Origin of the sequence: Paraburkholderia sp. PREW-6R (assembly GCF_039621805.1) — a bacterium.
GTDB lineage: Bacteria > Pseudomonadota > Gammaproteobacteria > Burkholderiales > Burkholderiaceae > Paraburkholderia.
In genome coordinates this window covers 1,167,742-1,184,338 of record NZ_CP155073.1, presented here as the reverse complement: position 1 = coordinate 1,184,338, position 16,597 = coordinate 1,167,742, and the positions used below count along the sequence as shown (strand labels likewise).

Annotated in this window: 11 protein-coding genes; 1 reads left to right on the top strand and 10 read right to left on the bottom strand. The window is 62.2% G+C overall.

Going from position 1 to position 16,597, the window contains the following annotated elements; translation table 11 throughout:
* Nucleotides 1-199: 199 nt before the first annotated feature.
* Nucleotides 200-574 carry a hypothetical protein gene (locus AAGS40_RS05170; protein WP_345813640.1) on the top strand — a complete coding sequence of 125 codons (375 nt, stop codon included), beginning with the start codon at nucleotides 200-202 and terminating at the stop codon, nucleotides 572-574.
* 52 nt (nucleotides 575-626) lie between these two features.
* Here AAGS40_RS05170 and AAGS40_RS05165 read toward each other — a convergent pair whose 3' ends face one another.
* From AAGS40_RS05165 to AAGS40_RS05120, 10 genes are all read right to left on the bottom strand, one after another.
* Nucleotides 627-3,836 (bottom strand): multidrug efflux RND transporter permease subunit, encoded by a 3,210-nt coding sequence (locus AAGS40_RS05165; RefSeq protein ID WP_345813639.1) that lies wholly within the window; start codon nucleotides 3,834-3,836, stop codon nucleotides 627-629.
* Between the two features lie 13 nt (nucleotides 3,837-3,849).
* Entirely contained in the window at nucleotides 3,850-4,398 is a 549-nt protein-coding gene (locus AAGS40_RS05160; RefSeq protein ID WP_345813638.1) for a GNAT family N-acetyltransferase, read from the bottom strand.
* The gene (locus AAGS40_RS05155) at nucleotides 4,395-4,991 is read right to left on the bottom strand and encodes a GNAT family N-acetyltransferase (protein WP_345813637.1); all 597 of its coding nucleotides are present in this window, start codon (nucleotides 4,989-4,991) and stop codon (nucleotides 4,395-4,397) included. The genes AAGS40_RS05160 and AAGS40_RS05155 overlap by 4 nt, the downstream gene beginning before the upstream one ends.
* Nucleotides 4,992-4,995: 4 nt before the next feature.
* The gene (locus tag AAGS40_RS05150) at nucleotides 4,996-6,357 is read right to left on the bottom strand and encodes a metallopeptidase TldD-related protein (protein WP_345813636.1); all 1,362 of its coding nucleotides are present in this window, start codon (nucleotides 6,355-6,357) and stop codon (nucleotides 4,996-4,998) included.
* Complete coding sequence (locus AAGS40_RS05145; RefSeq protein ID WP_345813635.1) at nucleotides 6,357-7,793, bottom strand: TldD/PmbA family protein; 1,437 nt, start codon at nucleotides 7,791-7,793, stop codon at nucleotides 6,357-6,359. Before AAGS40_RS05145 ends, AAGS40_RS05150 begins: the two co-directional genes overlap by 1 nt.
* Before the next feature lie 20 nt (nucleotides 7,794-7,813).
* Nucleotides 7,814-9,448, bottom strand: coding sequence for a dipeptide ABC transporter ATP-binding protein (locus AAGS40_RS05140; RefSeq protein ID WP_345813634.1), 1,635 nt, complete (start codon nucleotides 9,446-9,448; stop codon nucleotides 7,814-7,816).
* Nucleotides 9,445-10,560, bottom strand: coding sequence for an ABC transporter permease (locus tag AAGS40_RS05135; RefSeq protein WP_345813633.1), 1,116 nt, complete (start codon nucleotides 10,558-10,560; stop codon nucleotides 9,445-9,447). The genes AAGS40_RS05140 and AAGS40_RS05135 overlap by 4 nt, the downstream gene beginning before the upstream one ends.
* The gene (locus AAGS40_RS05130) at nucleotides 10,514-11,566 is read right to left on the bottom strand and encodes an ABC transporter permease subunit (RefSeq protein ID WP_345813632.1); all 1,053 of its coding nucleotides are present in this window, start codon (nucleotides 11,564-11,566) and stop codon (nucleotides 10,514-10,516) included. Before AAGS40_RS05130 ends, AAGS40_RS05135 begins: the two co-directional genes overlap by 47 nt.
* 8 nt (nucleotides 11,567-11,574) lie before the next feature.
* Nucleotides 11,575-13,506 carry an extracellular solute-binding protein gene (locus tag AAGS40_RS05125; RefSeq protein ID WP_345813630.1) on the bottom strand — a complete coding sequence of 644 codons (1,932 nt, stop codon included), beginning with the start codon at nucleotides 13,504-13,506 and terminating at the stop codon, nucleotides 11,575-11,577.
* Between the two features lie 180 nt (nucleotides 13,507-13,686).
* Entirely contained in the window at nucleotides 13,687-16,428 is a 2,742-nt protein-coding gene (locus AAGS40_RS05120) for a TonB-dependent receptor (protein ID WP_345813628.1), read from the bottom strand.
* Nucleotides 16,429-16,597: the final 169 nt, after the last annotated feature.

Genomic DNA, 16,597 nt, shown 5'->3' with positions numbered 1-16,597 from the left:
TGAAACATTCTCGCCAGTCATCAAATCGGCAAACTGTAACTTTAGAAGCAATTTGTAACTGGCTCGTTACGCATTGCAGTGCAACAGTGAATTAATAAGTTACCGAACGAAGCGCGCTGTCTCATCACGCGCTTTAAGACCGGATTAAGAGAGGCGGCGCAATAATTGGTGCATCGTGATCGCACCGAGGAGCCCCGCCATGTCGCGCCCCATGAGCATCGAGAAAGTGAACGAGTACGGCCGCAACGCCGTGCGCATCAGCATTGAAGGTCGAGCCGTGCTGCTTGAGGCTGGCGACCTGGACGCCGTGATCGAGCATCTCAGCGCACTGCGCGCGACCATGCGCCCCGAAGTCCCGAAGGCGCCGCTGCGCGCACATCAGTACATCATTGAAGTGGACCCGTGCTGGCACACCGAGCACCACCCGCTGCATGATGGCGCCGTGCTGTTCCTGCGGCACTCCGGCCTTGGGTGGGCCGGTTTTGCGCTGCCGCCGGAAAGTCTCGCAAGGCTGCACCACGCGCTCACGAAGCAGCTCGAAGCTTCGCTGGAAGTACACGGCATGCTCAACTAGCGCCGCGCTCATCCGGCGGCCGGTGGGACGTGTTCTGTGCGAGCGGCCGCTTTCAGATCATCGGCGATTCGTCGAACGAACGGCGTTCGACTTCAGGCGCGCGGCGCGCACGGCGCTCGTCACGCCTGCGGTGCAGCTGCGCGAGGCGCCTTCGGCCATGCGTGAGCGACGCGACCGCATGGAACGCGACCGGCGAGAACACGAGCCCAAACAGTGTCGCGGCCAGCACGCCGCCAAATACGCCCGTACCGATCGAACGACGGCTCTCCGCGCCCGCGCCGCTCGATATCACGAGCGGCACGACGCCGAGCAGAAACGCCGCGGACGTCATCACGATAGGCCGGAAACGCGCGCCGGCGGCTTCGCTGACGGCACGTGTCAACGGCAGCCCGCGCTGGTACAGGTCGCGTGCGAACTGCACGATGAGGATCGCGTTTTTGGCCGCAAGGCCGATCACCGTGATCATGCCCACCTTGAAGTACACATCGTTCGGCATGCCGCGCAGGAGCACCGCGGCCACCGCGCCGATCAGCCCGAGCGGCACCACCATCAGCACCGCAAGCGGAATGGTCCAACTTTCGTAAAGCGCGGCCAGCGCCATGAACACAGCCAGCAGTGACAGCCCAATCAGCAGCGGCGTGAGCTTCGCGGCCGCGGTTTCCTCGCGTGCGGCATCCACCCAGTCGTAGCGGATACCCTCGGGCAGCGAGCCCGCGAGCCGCTCCATTTCAGCCATCGCCGCACCCGAGCTATAGCCTTGGGCCGCGTGACCGCTCAGATCGAGCGACGGGTAGCCGTTATAACGGCTCAGCATCACCGGACCGGTGGTCCAATGCCGTTGTGCAATCGCCGAAAGCGGCACCATGCCGCCCGTCGCATTCGGCACGGCAAGCGCGAGCAGGTCGTCTTCCGTCATGCGCGTGGCGGCGTCAGCGGCGATCATCACGCGGCGCATCCGGCCACCGGCCGGGAAATCGTCGATATAAGTCGAGCCAAACGTGCTGCCCAGTACATCGGCGATCCGGTCGAACGACACGCCGAGCGCGTACGCCTTTGCGCGGTCGATCACAAGCTCGACACGCGGCGCGTCCGGCAGATTTTCGGAGTGGATCGACGCCAGCACCGGACTGTCTTTGGCTGCGCGGAAAAGCTGCTCGCGCGCGTCTTTCAACGCGTCGATGCCCACGCCGCCGCGATCCTCGAGGCGGAACACGAATCCGTCCGAATGCCCGATACCGGGCACCGAAGGCGGCAACTGCGCCTGCACGTCGCCGTCCAGAATCGTGCTGAACTTCTCGTTGAGCCTGTCGCGCAGCGTCATCGCGTCCGTGTCGCGCTTGCTCCAATCCTTCAGGTCGACAAAACCCATCGCGACATTCTGCCCGCTGCCCGAAAAACTCCAGCCGATCACGCTCGTCACGTTCGAGATGGCAGGCTCCGTGTGCAGAATCGCTTCCATGCGCTGCACGACTGCAAGCGTACGCGCCTGCGTGGAGCCGGCCGGCAACTGCACCAGTACCTGAAGCTGTCCTTCGTCCTCGCTCGGCAAGAAGCCGCCCGGCATGCGCCAGTACAGCACGCCGCACGCGGCCACCAGCACGGCATAAACCGCGAGCATCGGCCCGACGCGCCGCAGTGTTCGAGCGGTCATGCCACGATAGCCGCTCGCCGCGCGATTGAAACCGGAGGTGAAGGCGCTTGCCGCGCGCGCCGCGACGCCGGGAAAACCACGCCGTGCCTCTCGCTGATGGACCGACTTCGAATGCGCCCTCAGCAGATTCGCGCACAGCGCGGGCGTGAGCGACAGCGCCATGAACGACGACACCAGCATCGACGCGATCATTGCGACCGCGAACTGCCGGTAGATGCCGCCGACGCCGCCCGGAAAGAACGCCATCGGCACGAATACCGCTGTCAGGACCGCCGTCACACCGACAATCGCGCCGCCGATCTGCGACATGGCCTTGCGCGTGGCCTCACGCGGAGGCAGACGCTCCTCTTCCATCACACGGTGCACGCTTTCGACCACCACGATCGCATCGTCGACGAGAATGCCGATCGCGAGCACGAGCCCGAAAAGCGTGAACACGTTGATCGACAGGCCGCACACGTACATGGCGAGAAAGGCGCCCATCAACGTGACCGGAATCACGACGGTGGGCACGAGCGTGTAGCGCAGATCGCGCAGGAACAGCCACATCACGAAGAACACCAGTACGACGGCCTCGGCCAGCGTGACCAGCACTTCGTGAATTGCGATCTGCACGAAATGCGCATTATCGAACGGAATCTCGACCGACACGCCCGGCGGCAATCCCTTCGACAGTTCCGCAAGGCGGGCGCGAATCGCATTGGACGTCTCGAGCGCATTGCCGCGCGGCCCGAGCTGAATGCCGACCGTCGCCGACGCCTTCCCGTTCAGACGCGAGTAATACGAATAGCTGTCGCGCCCGATCTCGACACGCGCGACATCGCGCAAACGCACCGCCGACCCGTCGGGCCGCGCCTTGAGCACGATCTGACCGAATTCCTGCGGCGAGATCAGTTGGCCCTTCACACTCACCGACGCCGTGAGTTGCTGGCCCGGCACGAACGGCGCGTCGCCGAGCGTGCCGGCCGTGACGGTGGCGTTCTGCGCGGCGATGGCCGCGTTCACCTCGGCCGCACCGAGCCCGTATTCGCGCAGCTTCATCGGATCGAGCCAGATGCGCAGCGCCTCGTCCGCATCCCATAGTTCGGCCGCGCCGACGCCCGGCGCGCGTTTTAATTCGCGCAGCACGTAGCGGCTCAGATAGTCGCTGAGTTGCACCGAATCGCGCGTGCCGTCCGTGGACGTGAGCGCGACCAGCATCAGAAACGTATTGGCCGCCTTGAATACGCTGATGCCCTGCTGCACGACCTGCTGCGGCAGACGCGGCTCGACCTGCTTGAGGCGGTTCTGGATGTCGACGAGTGCAAGGTCGGGATTGGTGCCGGGTGCGAACGTGGCGTCGATTTCGAGTTCGCCCAGATTGTCGCTGGTTGTTTCGTAGTACAGCATATTGTCGGCGCCATCGAGACTCTCCTCGATAATGCTGCCGACATTTCCGTCGACTACTTCGGTGGAGGCGCCGGGGTACGACGCGGAAATGACGATGCGGGGCGGCGCAAGGCGCGGGTATTGCGCGACCGGCAGTTGCGGAATGGCGAGCGCGCCCGCCACGACGATGGCAAGCGCGACGATCCAGGCGAAGACCGGGCGGTCGATGAAAAAGTAAGGCACACGAATTTTCCGTTCAGTTTGCCTCGAAACGCGGCGCCTCCCGCAGGCGAGCCATATGCAACGCGTCGGCGAGCACGCCGTCGCGCATCGCGAAGCCGCGTGAGCGGCCCTCTTCCACGAAGCCGAAGTGGCGATACAACGCAACGGCCCGCGCATTGTCGGCAAACACGGTGAGTTCGATGCGGCGCAACCCGAGCGCCGCATCGGCGCAGTCGGTCAGCGCCCGCAGCATTGCCGTGCCGACACCGAGCCCATGATACTCGTCGTGCACCGCCATTCCCAGACACGCCCCATGCGCGCGGCTCGGGCGAAAGACTTCCAGGCTTGCGTGCCCGACGACTTTCCCGTCGACGCATGCGCACACCGTCACGTCATTCTTGCCGCGCTTCTCGTGCCACGCGGTCAACTGCTCGATGCTGCGATAGCCGACGGACAACGTACCGCGCCGCACGCCCGGCAAACTCATGATTTCCGCGAGCGCCGTCACGTCGGACGGCTCGAATGCACGCACCGTGATTCGACTCTCCGATTCGCGGCGTGGCTTCAATGTGGCTTCGCTCATGATTGCGTCCGTTGCAAGCCGGCATGATCCTGCGACGACTGCGGGGGCGCGAGAGGCGCCGGTTCGCGCAGACGGGCCATGAAGTAGCAGTCGATCAGTACGCCCCGTCTGAGCACCGCCCCGCGCTGACGCGCCTCGATCTCAAACCCGCATTTGCGGTATAGCGCGAGTGCAGGCTGATTGTCGGCGAATACGTGCAATTCCACGCGACGCAGCCCGAGCCAGTTATCGGCCAGATCGAGCAGCTCGGACATCAACGCGGTGCCGATACCGCGCCGGTGCCACGCGTCGTGCACGGAGATGCCGATCGACCCGGCATGCGCACGGCGGCCCTTGAATGGCGACAGATCCGCATGGCCTACCAGCGTTTCACCTACCATCGCAACAATGGAAATCTCACGCGAATCGGCTTTTTCGATGTACTCGCGGGTGCGGGCCACTTTTTCAAATGGCACGTGCGGATTGCCATTTACGACCGCCGGCAATTGCAACAGCGCATGCAACTGATCGGCGTCGGCCATGCGCAGCGCGCGCAGCGTCAGGCCATCAAGTGAGCGCTCAGGCGTACTTACTGTATCTTCGTTCTGCTGCATAGGCTCATAACGTCAATTCGAAGGACCTCACCAGAATGCCCGGTAATTGCATGCCGCCCGTCGCGCGCTCACCCCAGGTGGAATCGCTCAGCAGTAATTCGGCCTGAGAGCCGAGCTGTTCGAGTTCACTTCCTAGCAGACGGTACAGACTGTCGTCGAAGCGCATGGCTTCCAGTGGCGCGATGATCTTGCCGTCTTCGACCCAGAACGTGGCGAAACGGGTCATGCCTGTCAGGCGGCAATTCATCCGGTCCGAAAAATTGACGTACCAGAGATTGCCGATATAAAGACCCGTTCCAAGCTTCGCGAGGACATCTTCCTCATGCAGATCGCCGGCGTGCATGGAAAGCGCGGCCGGTGACTCGTTGGGCAATGCGCCATTCGGCGTCAATCCGTATTCGCGCGCGGTGCGGGCATTGGTGAGACGCCCCACGCCGCGCCCCTTTTCGATCAGCGCCACGCTCTCGCGCAGATAGCCGTCATCATTGAAAGCCGGCGTGATGCCAAGAGACAGATCTTCGCTCATCGTCACGCGCGGGTCGAGTGCGATTTCTCCCACATTCAGCTTGTACAGCTCGCTGCGCGAACTGGCCTGAGCGCGCGCGGAAAAACCGTTCCAGGCGGTTACGGCGAGCAGCTCCGCAAGCGCGGCCGGCGCGAGATACGCGCGATACCTGCCGGGAGACAGCGCTCGCGGCGTCAGCGCGAGCACCGCGAGACGGCTCGCGGCCTGCTCGATCTTGCTCACGAACACGGCGTCGCTCCAGTCATCGCCGGCATAGGTCGTCTTGATCGCGCGGCCGCTCGGGTCATACAGCGACCAGCTGAAATTGAAGTTGTCCACCTCATACCAGCCACGGCTGCCACTCGTGGATGCAAAGCCGCGCACGATCGTGCCGCCGGCGTAAAAACCCACGAAGTCGAAACCTTGTGCGCATTGCGCGACGGTGCGCAACAGGCTCTCCGGCTCCGGCAATTGGCCCGGGCGTTGCGTGGTGCGCTGCCATGCCGTTGTGTCGAACAACAGATGCGGATCTTCGGCGCCGTCGCGCAACGCATCGCGCAGCACGGTGAGCGCGGCGCTCAGGTCGTCCGTGTCCTGTTGCAGATCGCCGCACACGGTCAACGTCGAATACGCCTGACGCGCGCCATGAATCAGCCGCAGCGTCAGCTTGCCTTGCGACACGCTGCCGGCCTGCCGCACCTTTCCCGCATTGAAGCGGATGAAATCGGATTGTTCGCCGGCAAACGAACTGAGCGTGATTTCGCCCGGCAGTTGCAAACGCTCGATAGCGTTCGCGAGCGCCGTGAAATGTTGCTGCCAGTCCACCGTCGTGCCGCTGCGTGAATTCGGAAGCTGGCTCATCACGCGCCTCCGAATACGTCGATGTTGCTGAACACGCAGGCCGGCGACGCGTGACCCACGCGAATGATCTGCGCCGGCTCGCCCTTGCCGCACATCGAGGTGCCATACACTTCGCGCGTGGAGGCGTTGCCCACGGCGCTCAGGCTACGCCAGAAGTTCGCGGATATGCCGCGGTAATTGGGTTGCTTGACCACCTGCGTGAGCTTGCCGTTTTCGATCAGTTGGCCGAACTCGCAGCCGAACTGGAATTTGTTGCGGTGATCGTCGATCGACCACGACGTGTTGGTGCGCATCAGAATGCCGTGTTCGATGTTGCCGATCATCTCTTCCAGCGAACGCTCGCCCGGCTCGATGTTCAGGTTCGCCATACGATCGATAGGCGGACGGTTCCAGTTGGACGCCCGCGAATTCGCGACCCCCGGCATCCGCGCGCGCTGTTGCGACAGCGCGCCGCCCAGCGGTCGTTCGAGCACACCATTGCGGATCAGATACTGTTTGCTGGCCGCGGTGCCGTCGTCGTCGAATGCATAGGCGGCGGCCTCTTCGCGCAGGTCGGGATCGAATGTCACGTTTAGCAGTTCCGACCCGTAACGGTATGACCCGAACATTTCCTCTTTGACGAAGCTCCAGCCGGCGAAGTTGCGTTCATCGCCGAGAATGCGGTCCAGTTCCAGCGGGTGACCGATCGACTCGTGAATCTGCAACATCATCTGGTCGGGCATCAGCAGCAAATCGCGCTTGCCCGTTGGGCAATTCGGCGCGGCCAGCAGTTGCAGCGCTTCATTCGCGACGCGCCTGCCGGACCCCGCGAAGCCAAAGCGCGCCAGTACTTCCATGCCGCCTTGCCCGAGCGTGCCGTAATTGCCGCCGAGCGTGCGCACCTGGGTGTCGCCCTCTGCGTGCGCGACGACGCTCATTTGCGGCATCACAAACCGGAACTGCTGGTCGATCCGCACGCCGTCGCTCGTGATGTAGAACTGATCGGTATGGGTGATCTGTATGGAAGCCACGCGCTCGACGATCTTCGCGTCGAGGTTGGCGCCGGCGCATTCGGCACTCAGCAGGTCGAGCCATTGCGCGCGATTCGGCAGTGCTTCGTGCGCATTCGGCGAAACGTAATGGCCACTCGCGGCCGGGCGCGCGACCTCGCGGTGGTCGATCAGCGAGAGCGCCGCATTTGCCTGTGCCCGTGCGGTGGCGCTATCCAGCGCGGCCTGCAAACCGGCCGCCGACAGATTCGCCGTGGCCGCATAACCCGCACCCGCGCCGACCCACGCGATCAGCATGGCGCCGCGATCGCGCACGGTGCGCAGCGGCTGTGCGATGTCGTTGCGGATCTCGTGTTCGTCGATCTGTTCGTCGACAATGCGCAGCGACCAGAACGCGGCTTCGCTCTTTAGCGTGCGGGCTGCTTGCGCCCAACGTTCGTCAATCATTGGCCATTCCGTTTGAGTCTTTACAACGCGGCTGTCGCCGTAATCAGCGACGACGCCAGCAGCGCCTGGGTGTAGGGATGCGACGGGGCATGCAGCACGTCGAGCGTGTCGCCGGCTTCGACGATACGCCCCGACTTCATGACGATCACACGATGCGCCATTGCTCGCATTACCGCCAGATCGTGCGTAATGAACAGATAGCTTAGCTTGTACTTTTTCTGCAGCTTTGTCAGCAGATTCAACACCTGCTTCTGGATCGACACGTCGAGCGCGCTGGTGGGTTCATCGAGCACCAGCAGCTCGGGTTCGACCGCGAGCGCCCGTGCAATCGCGATACGCTGCCGCTGACCGCCGGAGAACTCATGAGGATAGCGCAGCATGGCGTCGGCGGGCATGCCGACTTCCTCCAGCAGGCTGGCGATACGCGCGCGGCGCGCCTTTGCGTCGACTTCCGGCCGATGCACCGCGAGTCCTTCGCCGATGATCTGCTCGACGGTCATACGCGGAGACAGCGACCCGAACGGGTCCTGAAAGACAACCTGCATGCGCGAATACATCGAGCGCCGCGAACGCGCGGATTTCAGTGTGGACAGCGGCAAACCGTCGATCCGGATCTGTCCGGCCGACGCCTGCTGCAAGCCGAGTACCGTGGCCGCAAGCGTCGATTTGCCGGAACCGGATTCGCCGACAATGCCGAGCGTTTCACCGCGTCGCAAGGTCAGATCGACATCGTGGACCGCGCGGAACGTGGAGCGGCCAAAGAGCGATCGCCAGCCCTTGGCGGACGTGCGGTAATCGACCGCCAGCCCCTCCACTTCGAGCAAAGCCCGCGCGCCGGCTTCGACCGGTTCGACCGCGCGCTGCGGTTCGCTGTCGAGCAGACGTTGCGTGTACGGATGCCGCGGATTGGCGAACAACGCTTCCGTCGTATTGGTCTCGACGAGAACACCCTTTTCCATCACGGCGACACGCTGCGCGAAACGCTTCACCAGATTCAGATCATGGGTGATCAGGAGCACGGCCATGCCGCGCGCGGCCTCCTGTTCCTGCAACTCGATCAACAGGTCGACGATCTGCTGACGCACGGTCACGTCGAGCGCGGTGGTGGGTTCGTCGGCGAGCAGCAAACGCGGGCGGCACGCGAGCGCCATCGCGATCATCGCACGCTGCCTCTGGCCGCCGGACAGTTGATGCGGAAAGCTGTCGATACGCCGCTCGGGCTCGGGAATGCCGGTGCGCCTGAGCAGTTCGATCCCGCGCTCACGCGCCGCATTCGGCCGCAGGCCTTCATGCAACCGCAGGCTTTCCGCAATCTGCTTACCGATCGTGAAGAGCGGATTGAGCGCAGTCATCGGCTCCTGAAACACCATCGCAACGTCCGCGCCGCGCAAACCGCGCATCTGCTGCTCGGTTTTTTGCAGCAGATCTTCGCCGTCGAGCAACATGCGGCCACTCAGGTCCGCGTGCTCGACGAGCCGCAGAATCGACAGCGCGGTGACGCTCTTGCCCGAGCCCGATTCGCCCACCAGCGCCACGCGCTCGCCGCGCGCGATCGAAAGACTCAGTTCGTGCACGGCGACCTTCTCGCCGAAACGCACCGAGAAACGGTCGATCTCCAGCAACGGCCGACCGGCTTTCGTGTGAGCGGCTGTCATCGCGGACCTCCGCCGAAAGCCGATCCGCGTGAGCGTGTGTCGAGTGCGTTGCGCAACGCATCGCCCATGAAAGTGAGGAGCAGCAACGTGATGACCAGCGCGGCGAATGCGGACACCGAAATCCACCACGCGTCGAGATTGTTTTTTCCCTCCTGCAACAGTTCGCCGAGACTCGGCGTGGGCGGCGGCACGCCGAGACCGAGAAAGTCGAGACTCGTGAGCGAGAGAATCGCGGCGCTCATGCGAAACGGCAAAAAGGTAATGACCGGCGTCAGACTATTGGGCAGCACGTGTCGCCACATGATCTGCCAGTTCGTCAGCCCCATGGTGCGTGCGGCTTTCACATAATCGAGCGAACGGTTGCGCAGAAATTCCGCACGCACGTAATCCGACAGGACGAGCCAGCCGAACATCGACAGCAGAACGAAAAGCAGCCATAGCGTAGGCTCGAAAATCGAAGCGAAGATGATCAGAAGATACAGGTCGGGCATTGAACTCCATATCTCGATCAGACGCTGACCGATCAGGTCGGTGCGGCCGCCGTAAAAGCCCTGCACCGCACCGGTCAGAACGCCGATCAGGACACCCGAAACGGTCAGCGCAAGCGCCATCAGAACCGACAGTCTGAATCCGTACAGGAGTCGCGCCAGCACGTCACGGCCGAACTGGTCCGTGCCGAGCCAGTTGCTCGCGGTGGGCGGCGCCGGGTACGGATGAGCCGCGAAGTAGTCGATCGTGTCGTAGTGAAAATGATTGGGCGGATAAATTGCGAAGTTGCCATTCGATTCGAGACGGGAGCGAATGTACGGGTCGAGATAATTGGCGCGCGCCGGAAAGTCGCCGCCGAAAAGCGTCTCCGAATAGTCCTTCACGATCGGGAAATAGTAATGCCCTTCGTAGCGCACGATGAGCGGCCGGTCATTCGACAACACCTCGCCGAACAGGCTGATCACGAACAGCGACACGAAAATGATCAGGCTCCAGTAGCCGAGCCGCTGCCTTCTGAAGCGCAGCCATGTACGCCGCCACGGTGACGGCGACGCCGCGTGCGCGGCGCCGGACCCGTCAGCGGTCCAGGCGGTTGAATTGGATGCGGGGGTCGACGAGGACATAGCAGACGTCAGCAATGAGTTTGGTTACGAGAGCAATCAGCGTGAACAGAAACAGCGAACCGAGCACGACGGGATAGTCGCGGCGAATGACCGAGTCGTAGGAGAGTTGACCCATGCCGTCGAGCGAGAACAGGGTTTCGATCAGCAGATTGCCATTCAGGAAAGCGCCGACAAACGCCGCCGGCAGACCCGTGAGCAACGGAATGGCCGCGTTGCGCAGAACATGCTTCCACAGCACGTCACGCTCGGGCGCACCCTTGGCGCGCGCGGTCAGCACGTATTGCCGGCCGATCTCCTCCAGAAAAGTATTCTTCGTGAGAATGGTGACGATCGCAAAGTTGCCGACCACTGAAGCGGTCACGGGCAGCACGATATGCCACAGATAGTCGAGTACCTTGCCGAATGCGCTGAGATCGCCAAAGTTATCCGACGTGAGCCCCCGCATGGGAAACACCTGCCAGAACGTGCCCCCACCGAACAGCATCAGCAGCAGCACGCCGAGCACGAAGCCGGGAATCGCGTAGCCGGCTAGCACCAGTACGCTTGTGACCGTGTCGAAACGCGAGCCGTTGCGCACCGCTTTGGCGATGCCCAACGGCACCGATATCAGGTAAGTCAGCAGGACCGTCCATAAGCCGAGCGTGATCGACACGGGAAGTTTCGATTTGATGACGTCCCACACGCTGTCGTGCTGATAGTAAGACTGGCCGAGATCGAAGGTCGCGTAGTGCCTGAGCATCAATACATAGCGTTCGAGCGGCGGCTTGTCGAAACCAAATTCTTTCTTGATCTGCTCGAGTTGCTGCGGATCGACGCCCTGGCTGCCGTGATAGCCGCCACCGCCCGCCCCCGCCTCTCCGCCACGGCCAGCGCCGTGGCGGAGTTGCGTCATCACCTGTTCGACCGGCCCACCCGGTACGAACTGTGTGACGACAAACGTCAGTGTGACGACGCCGAGCAGCGTGGGGACCATCAGCAGCAGGCGTCTGAGAATGTAGGCAAGCATGCGGTTCCTCAGTGGGCCGTGGATGTGGCGGAAGACGCGGACTGCGAAGCCGGCGCCTTGACGTACCAGTAGTCGATGATCCAGTCTTCGTACTGATACGACATCGGCACGATTTTCGGAAAGCCGAGCGTGGACTTGTAGCCGATCCGCGCGCCCGGTGCGTAGTACTCCGGTACGAGATAGAACGAATAGATCAGCACGCGATCCAGTGCGCGTGTCGCCGCTTCGAGATCGTCGAGGTTATTGGCCGACAAGGCGGACTGGATCAAGGAATCGACCGCCTTCGAGCGTATGCCCGGATAGTTCTCGGAACCCACTTGCGAGGCCGCCGCGCTGCCGAAACGCCGGGTCAGTTCCGCGCCGGGAATCGTCACGGGCGGGTAGATGAATGTCGTCATGTCGTATTCGAAATTGTCCAGCCGCTTCTGGTACAACGCGCTGTCGATCTCGCGCATATGCGCCTGGATGCCGAGCATGCCGAGCGCCTGCATGTACGGCAGAATCAGACGGTCCATTCCGGGCTGGTCGTCCATGATCTCGATCGTCATGGGCGTACCGCTGGCGTCGCGCAATGCGCCGTCGCGATACTTCCAGCCCGCTTGTGCAAGCAGATCACGCGCAACGCGCAGATTGCCGCGCAATGTATTCGGCGCAATGGTGTTGGGTTGCTTGAGCATGGGGCCGAATACTTCGGGCGGCACGCTGTCTTTCAGCGGTTCGAGCAGAGCCAGTTCCTTGGGCGTCGGCATACCGGTCGCGCCGAACGGGCTCGCTTCAAAATAGCTGCTGGTGCGCCGGTATTGACCGTAGAACATCATGCGGTTCATCCAGTCGTAATCGAACGCCATGGTCAGCGCGTGGCGTACGCGCGGGTCCTTGAACATGGGCTTGCGCAAATTCATCAGGAGCCCTTGCATCTGCGCGGGGCCGTCCGGGAAATTGCCTTTTTTCAATAGGCCGTTGTCGAAGTTTTTGCCGACGTACTTGCGCGCCCATTGCGTTGCGCTGTACTCGACTTCCACATCGGCGTCGCCCGCCTTGAATGCTTCGAGTTGCGTGTAGTGATCGCGATACAGTTTGAAAGTAATGCGTTCGAAGCGGAACATTCCGCGCCGCGACGGAAGATTAGCCGCCCAGTAGTCCGGATTGCGGCGATAAACGATTTCCTTGTCGTTCTTGCGCGCTTCGATCAGATAGGCGCCGCTGCTAACGGGCGGTGCAATGGCGATCTGATCGAACGGCAAACGCTTACCGTCAGCCTGCATCCCCCACTTCGGCGAGAAGATCGGCAAGTCGCCGGCAATCAGCGGCGCATCGCGCTCCGGGTGTTTGAAGTCGAAACGCACCGTGCTCCTGTCGATCACAGTCGCGCGCTTTATCACCGCAAACTGCGCATTGAATAACGGCGACGCCTTTGGGCTCGTGAGCGTGTCGAACGAATACTTGACGTCGGCCGCGGTAATCGGGTCGCCGTTCGAAAAACGTGCGGCGGGATTGATATGGAATGTTGCGGAACTCAGATCCGGCGCCACGTCCACGTTGTCGGCGATCAGCGGATATTCGGAAGCCAGTTCGTCCCAGCTGCGCTGCATCAGCGTGTCGAACATCAGGTTCAGGATATCCGGCGCCGGCGCGCCGCGCACCAGAAAGGGGTTCAGCGAATCGTAAGTTTGCAGTTCGTTATAGTTTTCGAAACTCAGCGTGCCGTTGGCAGGCGCGTCGGGATCCGCGTAGTCGAAATGCGTGAAATTGGGAGGATATTTCGGCTGATCGTATTGCGATATCGCGGGGCTCGCCAGCACGTCGACCGGACCCAGCGCGGCCACCAGCGCGGCCAGCAGCGCGGTAGCGGCGACAACGGCGCGGCTACCCGGGGCCGCCTGTGCGCAGAAGAACGTTTGAATCACGCGCAGCGGCCTAAATTTCACAAGTCTTCTCATCAGTCTGCGCAGGCACGCACGCGGGTTGATGTCGGCGTGCGACCTATTGGATGGTTCATCGGGTCGGCACGGCGATGCGTCCCGCCACCGCCAATGTATGCCGTCAAAAACAAGGTCGCTCCTGCGCCAACTACGCGCGCCGGAGCGACCCTTCCATCAAGTCAGCCCACTACTGTGGCATCAGAACTTGTACGTGGCGCCAATCTGCGCAAAGCGGCCAATGTACGTGTAGATCGACTGGTCGTAGCCGTTCTGGTCCAGCGTGCCGTTTGCAAAGATCGGATCATACGGCGGCGTGCGGTTGAAAATGTTGTCGATGCCGCCGAAGATCGTCCAGTGCTTGAAGCCGGTGTAGGTCACCATCAGGTTGAACTGGCTATACGAGCCCACCTTGTTCGGCTCCGCCGCCAGATTCTGGGCGTACGGTCCCGTGAACTGCCACGTGAGCGCCGCGTCGAACTTGCGATAGTTCCAGTCGAGCGTGGTGTTGCCCTTCCAGCGCGGGAAGCTGCCGCCGAACGGCTGCGTGAGCGTGAAGTTGTTGCCCGCACCGTTCACCGGCGCCGAACCCGGCGAGCCGAGCTTGAAGCTGTTCACATACGCCCAGTCACCCGAGAGTGTGAACGTGCCTGCACCCTTCAACGGCAGCGACTGGCGGAACGTGCCTTCGAATCCGTTCGTGTCGAGGTAGCCCAGGTTCTGATACGGAATGACCTTGTAGAGCACGTCACCGGTCGTCGGGTCCGTCGCGATCTGCGACGGCGCACCCTGACCAATCACGTTATCGACGCGGATCTTGTACCAGTCGAAGCCGACATCGGTCGTGCGGGTCGGCGACAGCTGGAAGCCGATGTTCAGGTTGCGCGTACGCTCCGGCGCCAGGTTCGGATTGCCTTCGGTAATCGACGTGTAGTTCAGGCCCGTGTCCGGATCGACCTGAATACCCAGCGTTTGCGACTTGCTGTTCTCGACGAACGTCGGCGCACGGAAGCCGCGGTCGTACGACGTGTACATCGTCAACGCCTGGACCGGCTGATAACGCAACGCGAAGCGCGGCGAGAACGCACCGCCCACATCGCTGTAGTGGTCATAACGGCCCGACTGGCTGAACGTCAGGTTGCGGATGATTGGAACGTCGATCTGGTAGTACACCGCGGCCACGTTGCGCTGGCCATTCACCGTCTGCAGATTCGGGTTGATCACGAGACCATCCGCGAACGGGCCACCCGGCGTGAGCACTTCGCTCTGGTGCGTGAACTGCGCACCGAAACCGAGGCCGACGTCGCCAGTCGGCAGATGGAAGAGCTGCGGCGTGGACAGCGTCGCGTCAACGGTATCCAGCTTCGAGATACCCAGGTTGTTCGCGTCCATGTACAGGCCGTTGAACCCATTGGGCGTCGCTGCTGGATTCGCGAAGTTCAGCGTGCCGTTCTGATAGATGTTGTTCAGAGCGGCCGAGTTGAGCTGGTTCGAATAGGTATTCGACACCGTGCTTTGCGAATGACCGATCGACGTCGCCCAATCCCAGTCGTCGTTCAGCATGCTGAACGAACCCTTGATCCCTGTCGATGCACGCCAGTAGACGGCATCCGTTCTTTCCGACACGTAGTTCGGGAAAGCGTACGTGAGCGGTGTTGCGACGCCGTACGGGTTATAGGGATTGGTGGCCGGCACCGTGGTGTTGAACGGCGTCAGCAGTTTGGTCGCCGGATCCATCACCAGCGTGGGGTTTTGCGGATTGCCGACCACGTTGCCCCACAAGCCGTCGTTGGTGGTCGTGGAGTTGCTGCTGATCAGGAAGTCGCCGAAAGCCGTGGTGGTTTCATTGACCTTGAAGTCGGCATGCAGCTTGGCGTTCAGACGTTCGGTCATCGGCGCAATAGACGTGCCTTCGGCCGTGTTGAATCCGCACACCGTGCCCGGCAAGCCTGCCGTCAGAGAGTTGCTGTTCGCGGGGCGCACCTGACCGTTCGACGGGCAACCGCTCAACGCCTGCACGCTGCCGTCCGGCAGATTCCAGTAAGAAGGCGCGAGCAAAGAAAGGCCGCCTGCCTGGCTCGTGAAATCCTGATTGCGTGTGGAGTCGCGGTCTGCGAGCGTAAAGCCATTCGACTTGTAATAGCTTGCCGCCGCCGTCACGTTGAAGCGGTCCGAGTTCAGATCGCCGAAGCCGCCGAGCACGCCGAACTTGGTGGTGCCGTCGCCGCCGCCGCCGTTGATCGCGCTGCCATAGCTGCCGTCGAGCTGCAGGCCCTGGAAGTCGTGCTTGGTGATGATGTTGACCACGCCTGCAACCGCGTCCGAACCGTATTGCGACACGGCGCCGGTCTTCACGATTTCAATGCGGTCGATATCGTTCAGCGGCAGCGTATTCAGGTCGAAGAACGAGTCCACGCTGTTCGAGAAAAACGCGAACGGTGCAACGCGCTGACCGTCCACCAGCACCAGCGTGTATTTTTCGCTCAGGCCGCGCAGTGCGATACCTGCCGCGCCTGCCGCGAAGTTGCCCGACTGCCCTTCGCTCCAGCTATTCGCCGAGTTGGCCGCCACGTCGCGCAGATAATCCGAGACGGTCGTAGCGCCGCTATTCACGATGTCTTTCTGCGAAATCGTTTGAACCTGGTTGAAGCCGACCTTATCCGAACTACGGATCAGCGAACCCGTCACTTCGAACTTCTTGATCTGCTGAACCTTGTTTTGCCCGTTCGCTGCGCCCGTACTATCCGCAGCGGGCGCCGCAGTAGCGTCCGATGCCGCGGCAGCCGCCGCCGCGGGTGCGCTCTCAGCAGTCGTTGCACCCGCCGCGGTGCCCGTCGTGGCCGGCTGGCTTTGCGCAAACGCCGGAATGGCAATTGCGGCCGACAAAGCCAGTTCAGCCCAGACTATTCTTCTGATAGCCAGCGCCAATGCCCTTTGTTTCATTTTTCCCCTTCCCGCTCGTCAATAAGGCCACAGCTCTATGTGAAGAGAGATCTTTTGAATCTCTCCACTCGATAAACGGCGATCGTGCGCCGCGCTCCGTTAAAGCAACCCGCTCTCTCTTTCGCCTTTCGACGGCCACCTCGAAGCAGCGTCGTCAATCGAAAGAGAC

Coding starts and splice junctions, on each gene's coding strand:
- AAGS40_RS05170 (WP_345813640.1), top strand. CDS start 200: ATGTCGCGCCCCATGAGCATCGAGAAAGTGAACGAGTACGGCCGCAAC.
- AAGS40_RS05160 (WP_345813638.1), bottom strand. CDS start 4,398: ATGAGCGAAGCCACATTGAAGCCACGCCGCGAATCGGAGAGTCGAATC.
- AAGS40_RS05155 (WP_345813637.1), bottom strand. CDS start 4,991: ATGCAGCAGAACGAAGATACAGTAAGTACGCCTGAGCGCTCACTTGAT.
- AAGS40_RS05150 (WP_345813636.1), bottom strand. CDS start 6,357: ATGAGCCAGCTTCCGAATTCACGCAGCGGCACGACGGTGGACTGGCAG.
- AAGS40_RS05145 (WP_345813635.1), bottom strand. CDS start 7,793: ATGATTGACGAACGTTGGGCGCAAGCAGCCCGCACGCTAAAGAGCGAA.
- AAGS40_RS05140 (WP_345813634.1), bottom strand. CDS start 9,448: ATGACAGCCGCTCACACGAAAGCCGGTCGGCCGTTGCTGGAGATCGAC.
- AAGS40_RS05135 (WP_345813633.1), bottom strand. CDS start 10,560: ATGTCCTCGTCGACCCCCGCATCCAATTCAACCGCCTGGACCGCTGAC.
- AAGS40_RS05130 (WP_345813632.1), bottom strand. CDS start 11,566: ATGCTTGCCTACATTCTCAGACGCCTGCTGCTGATGGTCCCCACGCTG.
- AAGS40_RS05125 (WP_345813630.1), bottom strand. CDS start 13,506: ATGAGAAGACTTGTGAAATTTAGGCCGCTGCGCGTGATTCAAACGTTC.
- AAGS40_RS05120 (WP_345813628.1), bottom strand. CDS start 16,428: ATGAAACAAAGGGCATTGGCGCTGGCTATCAGAAGAATAGTCTGGGCT.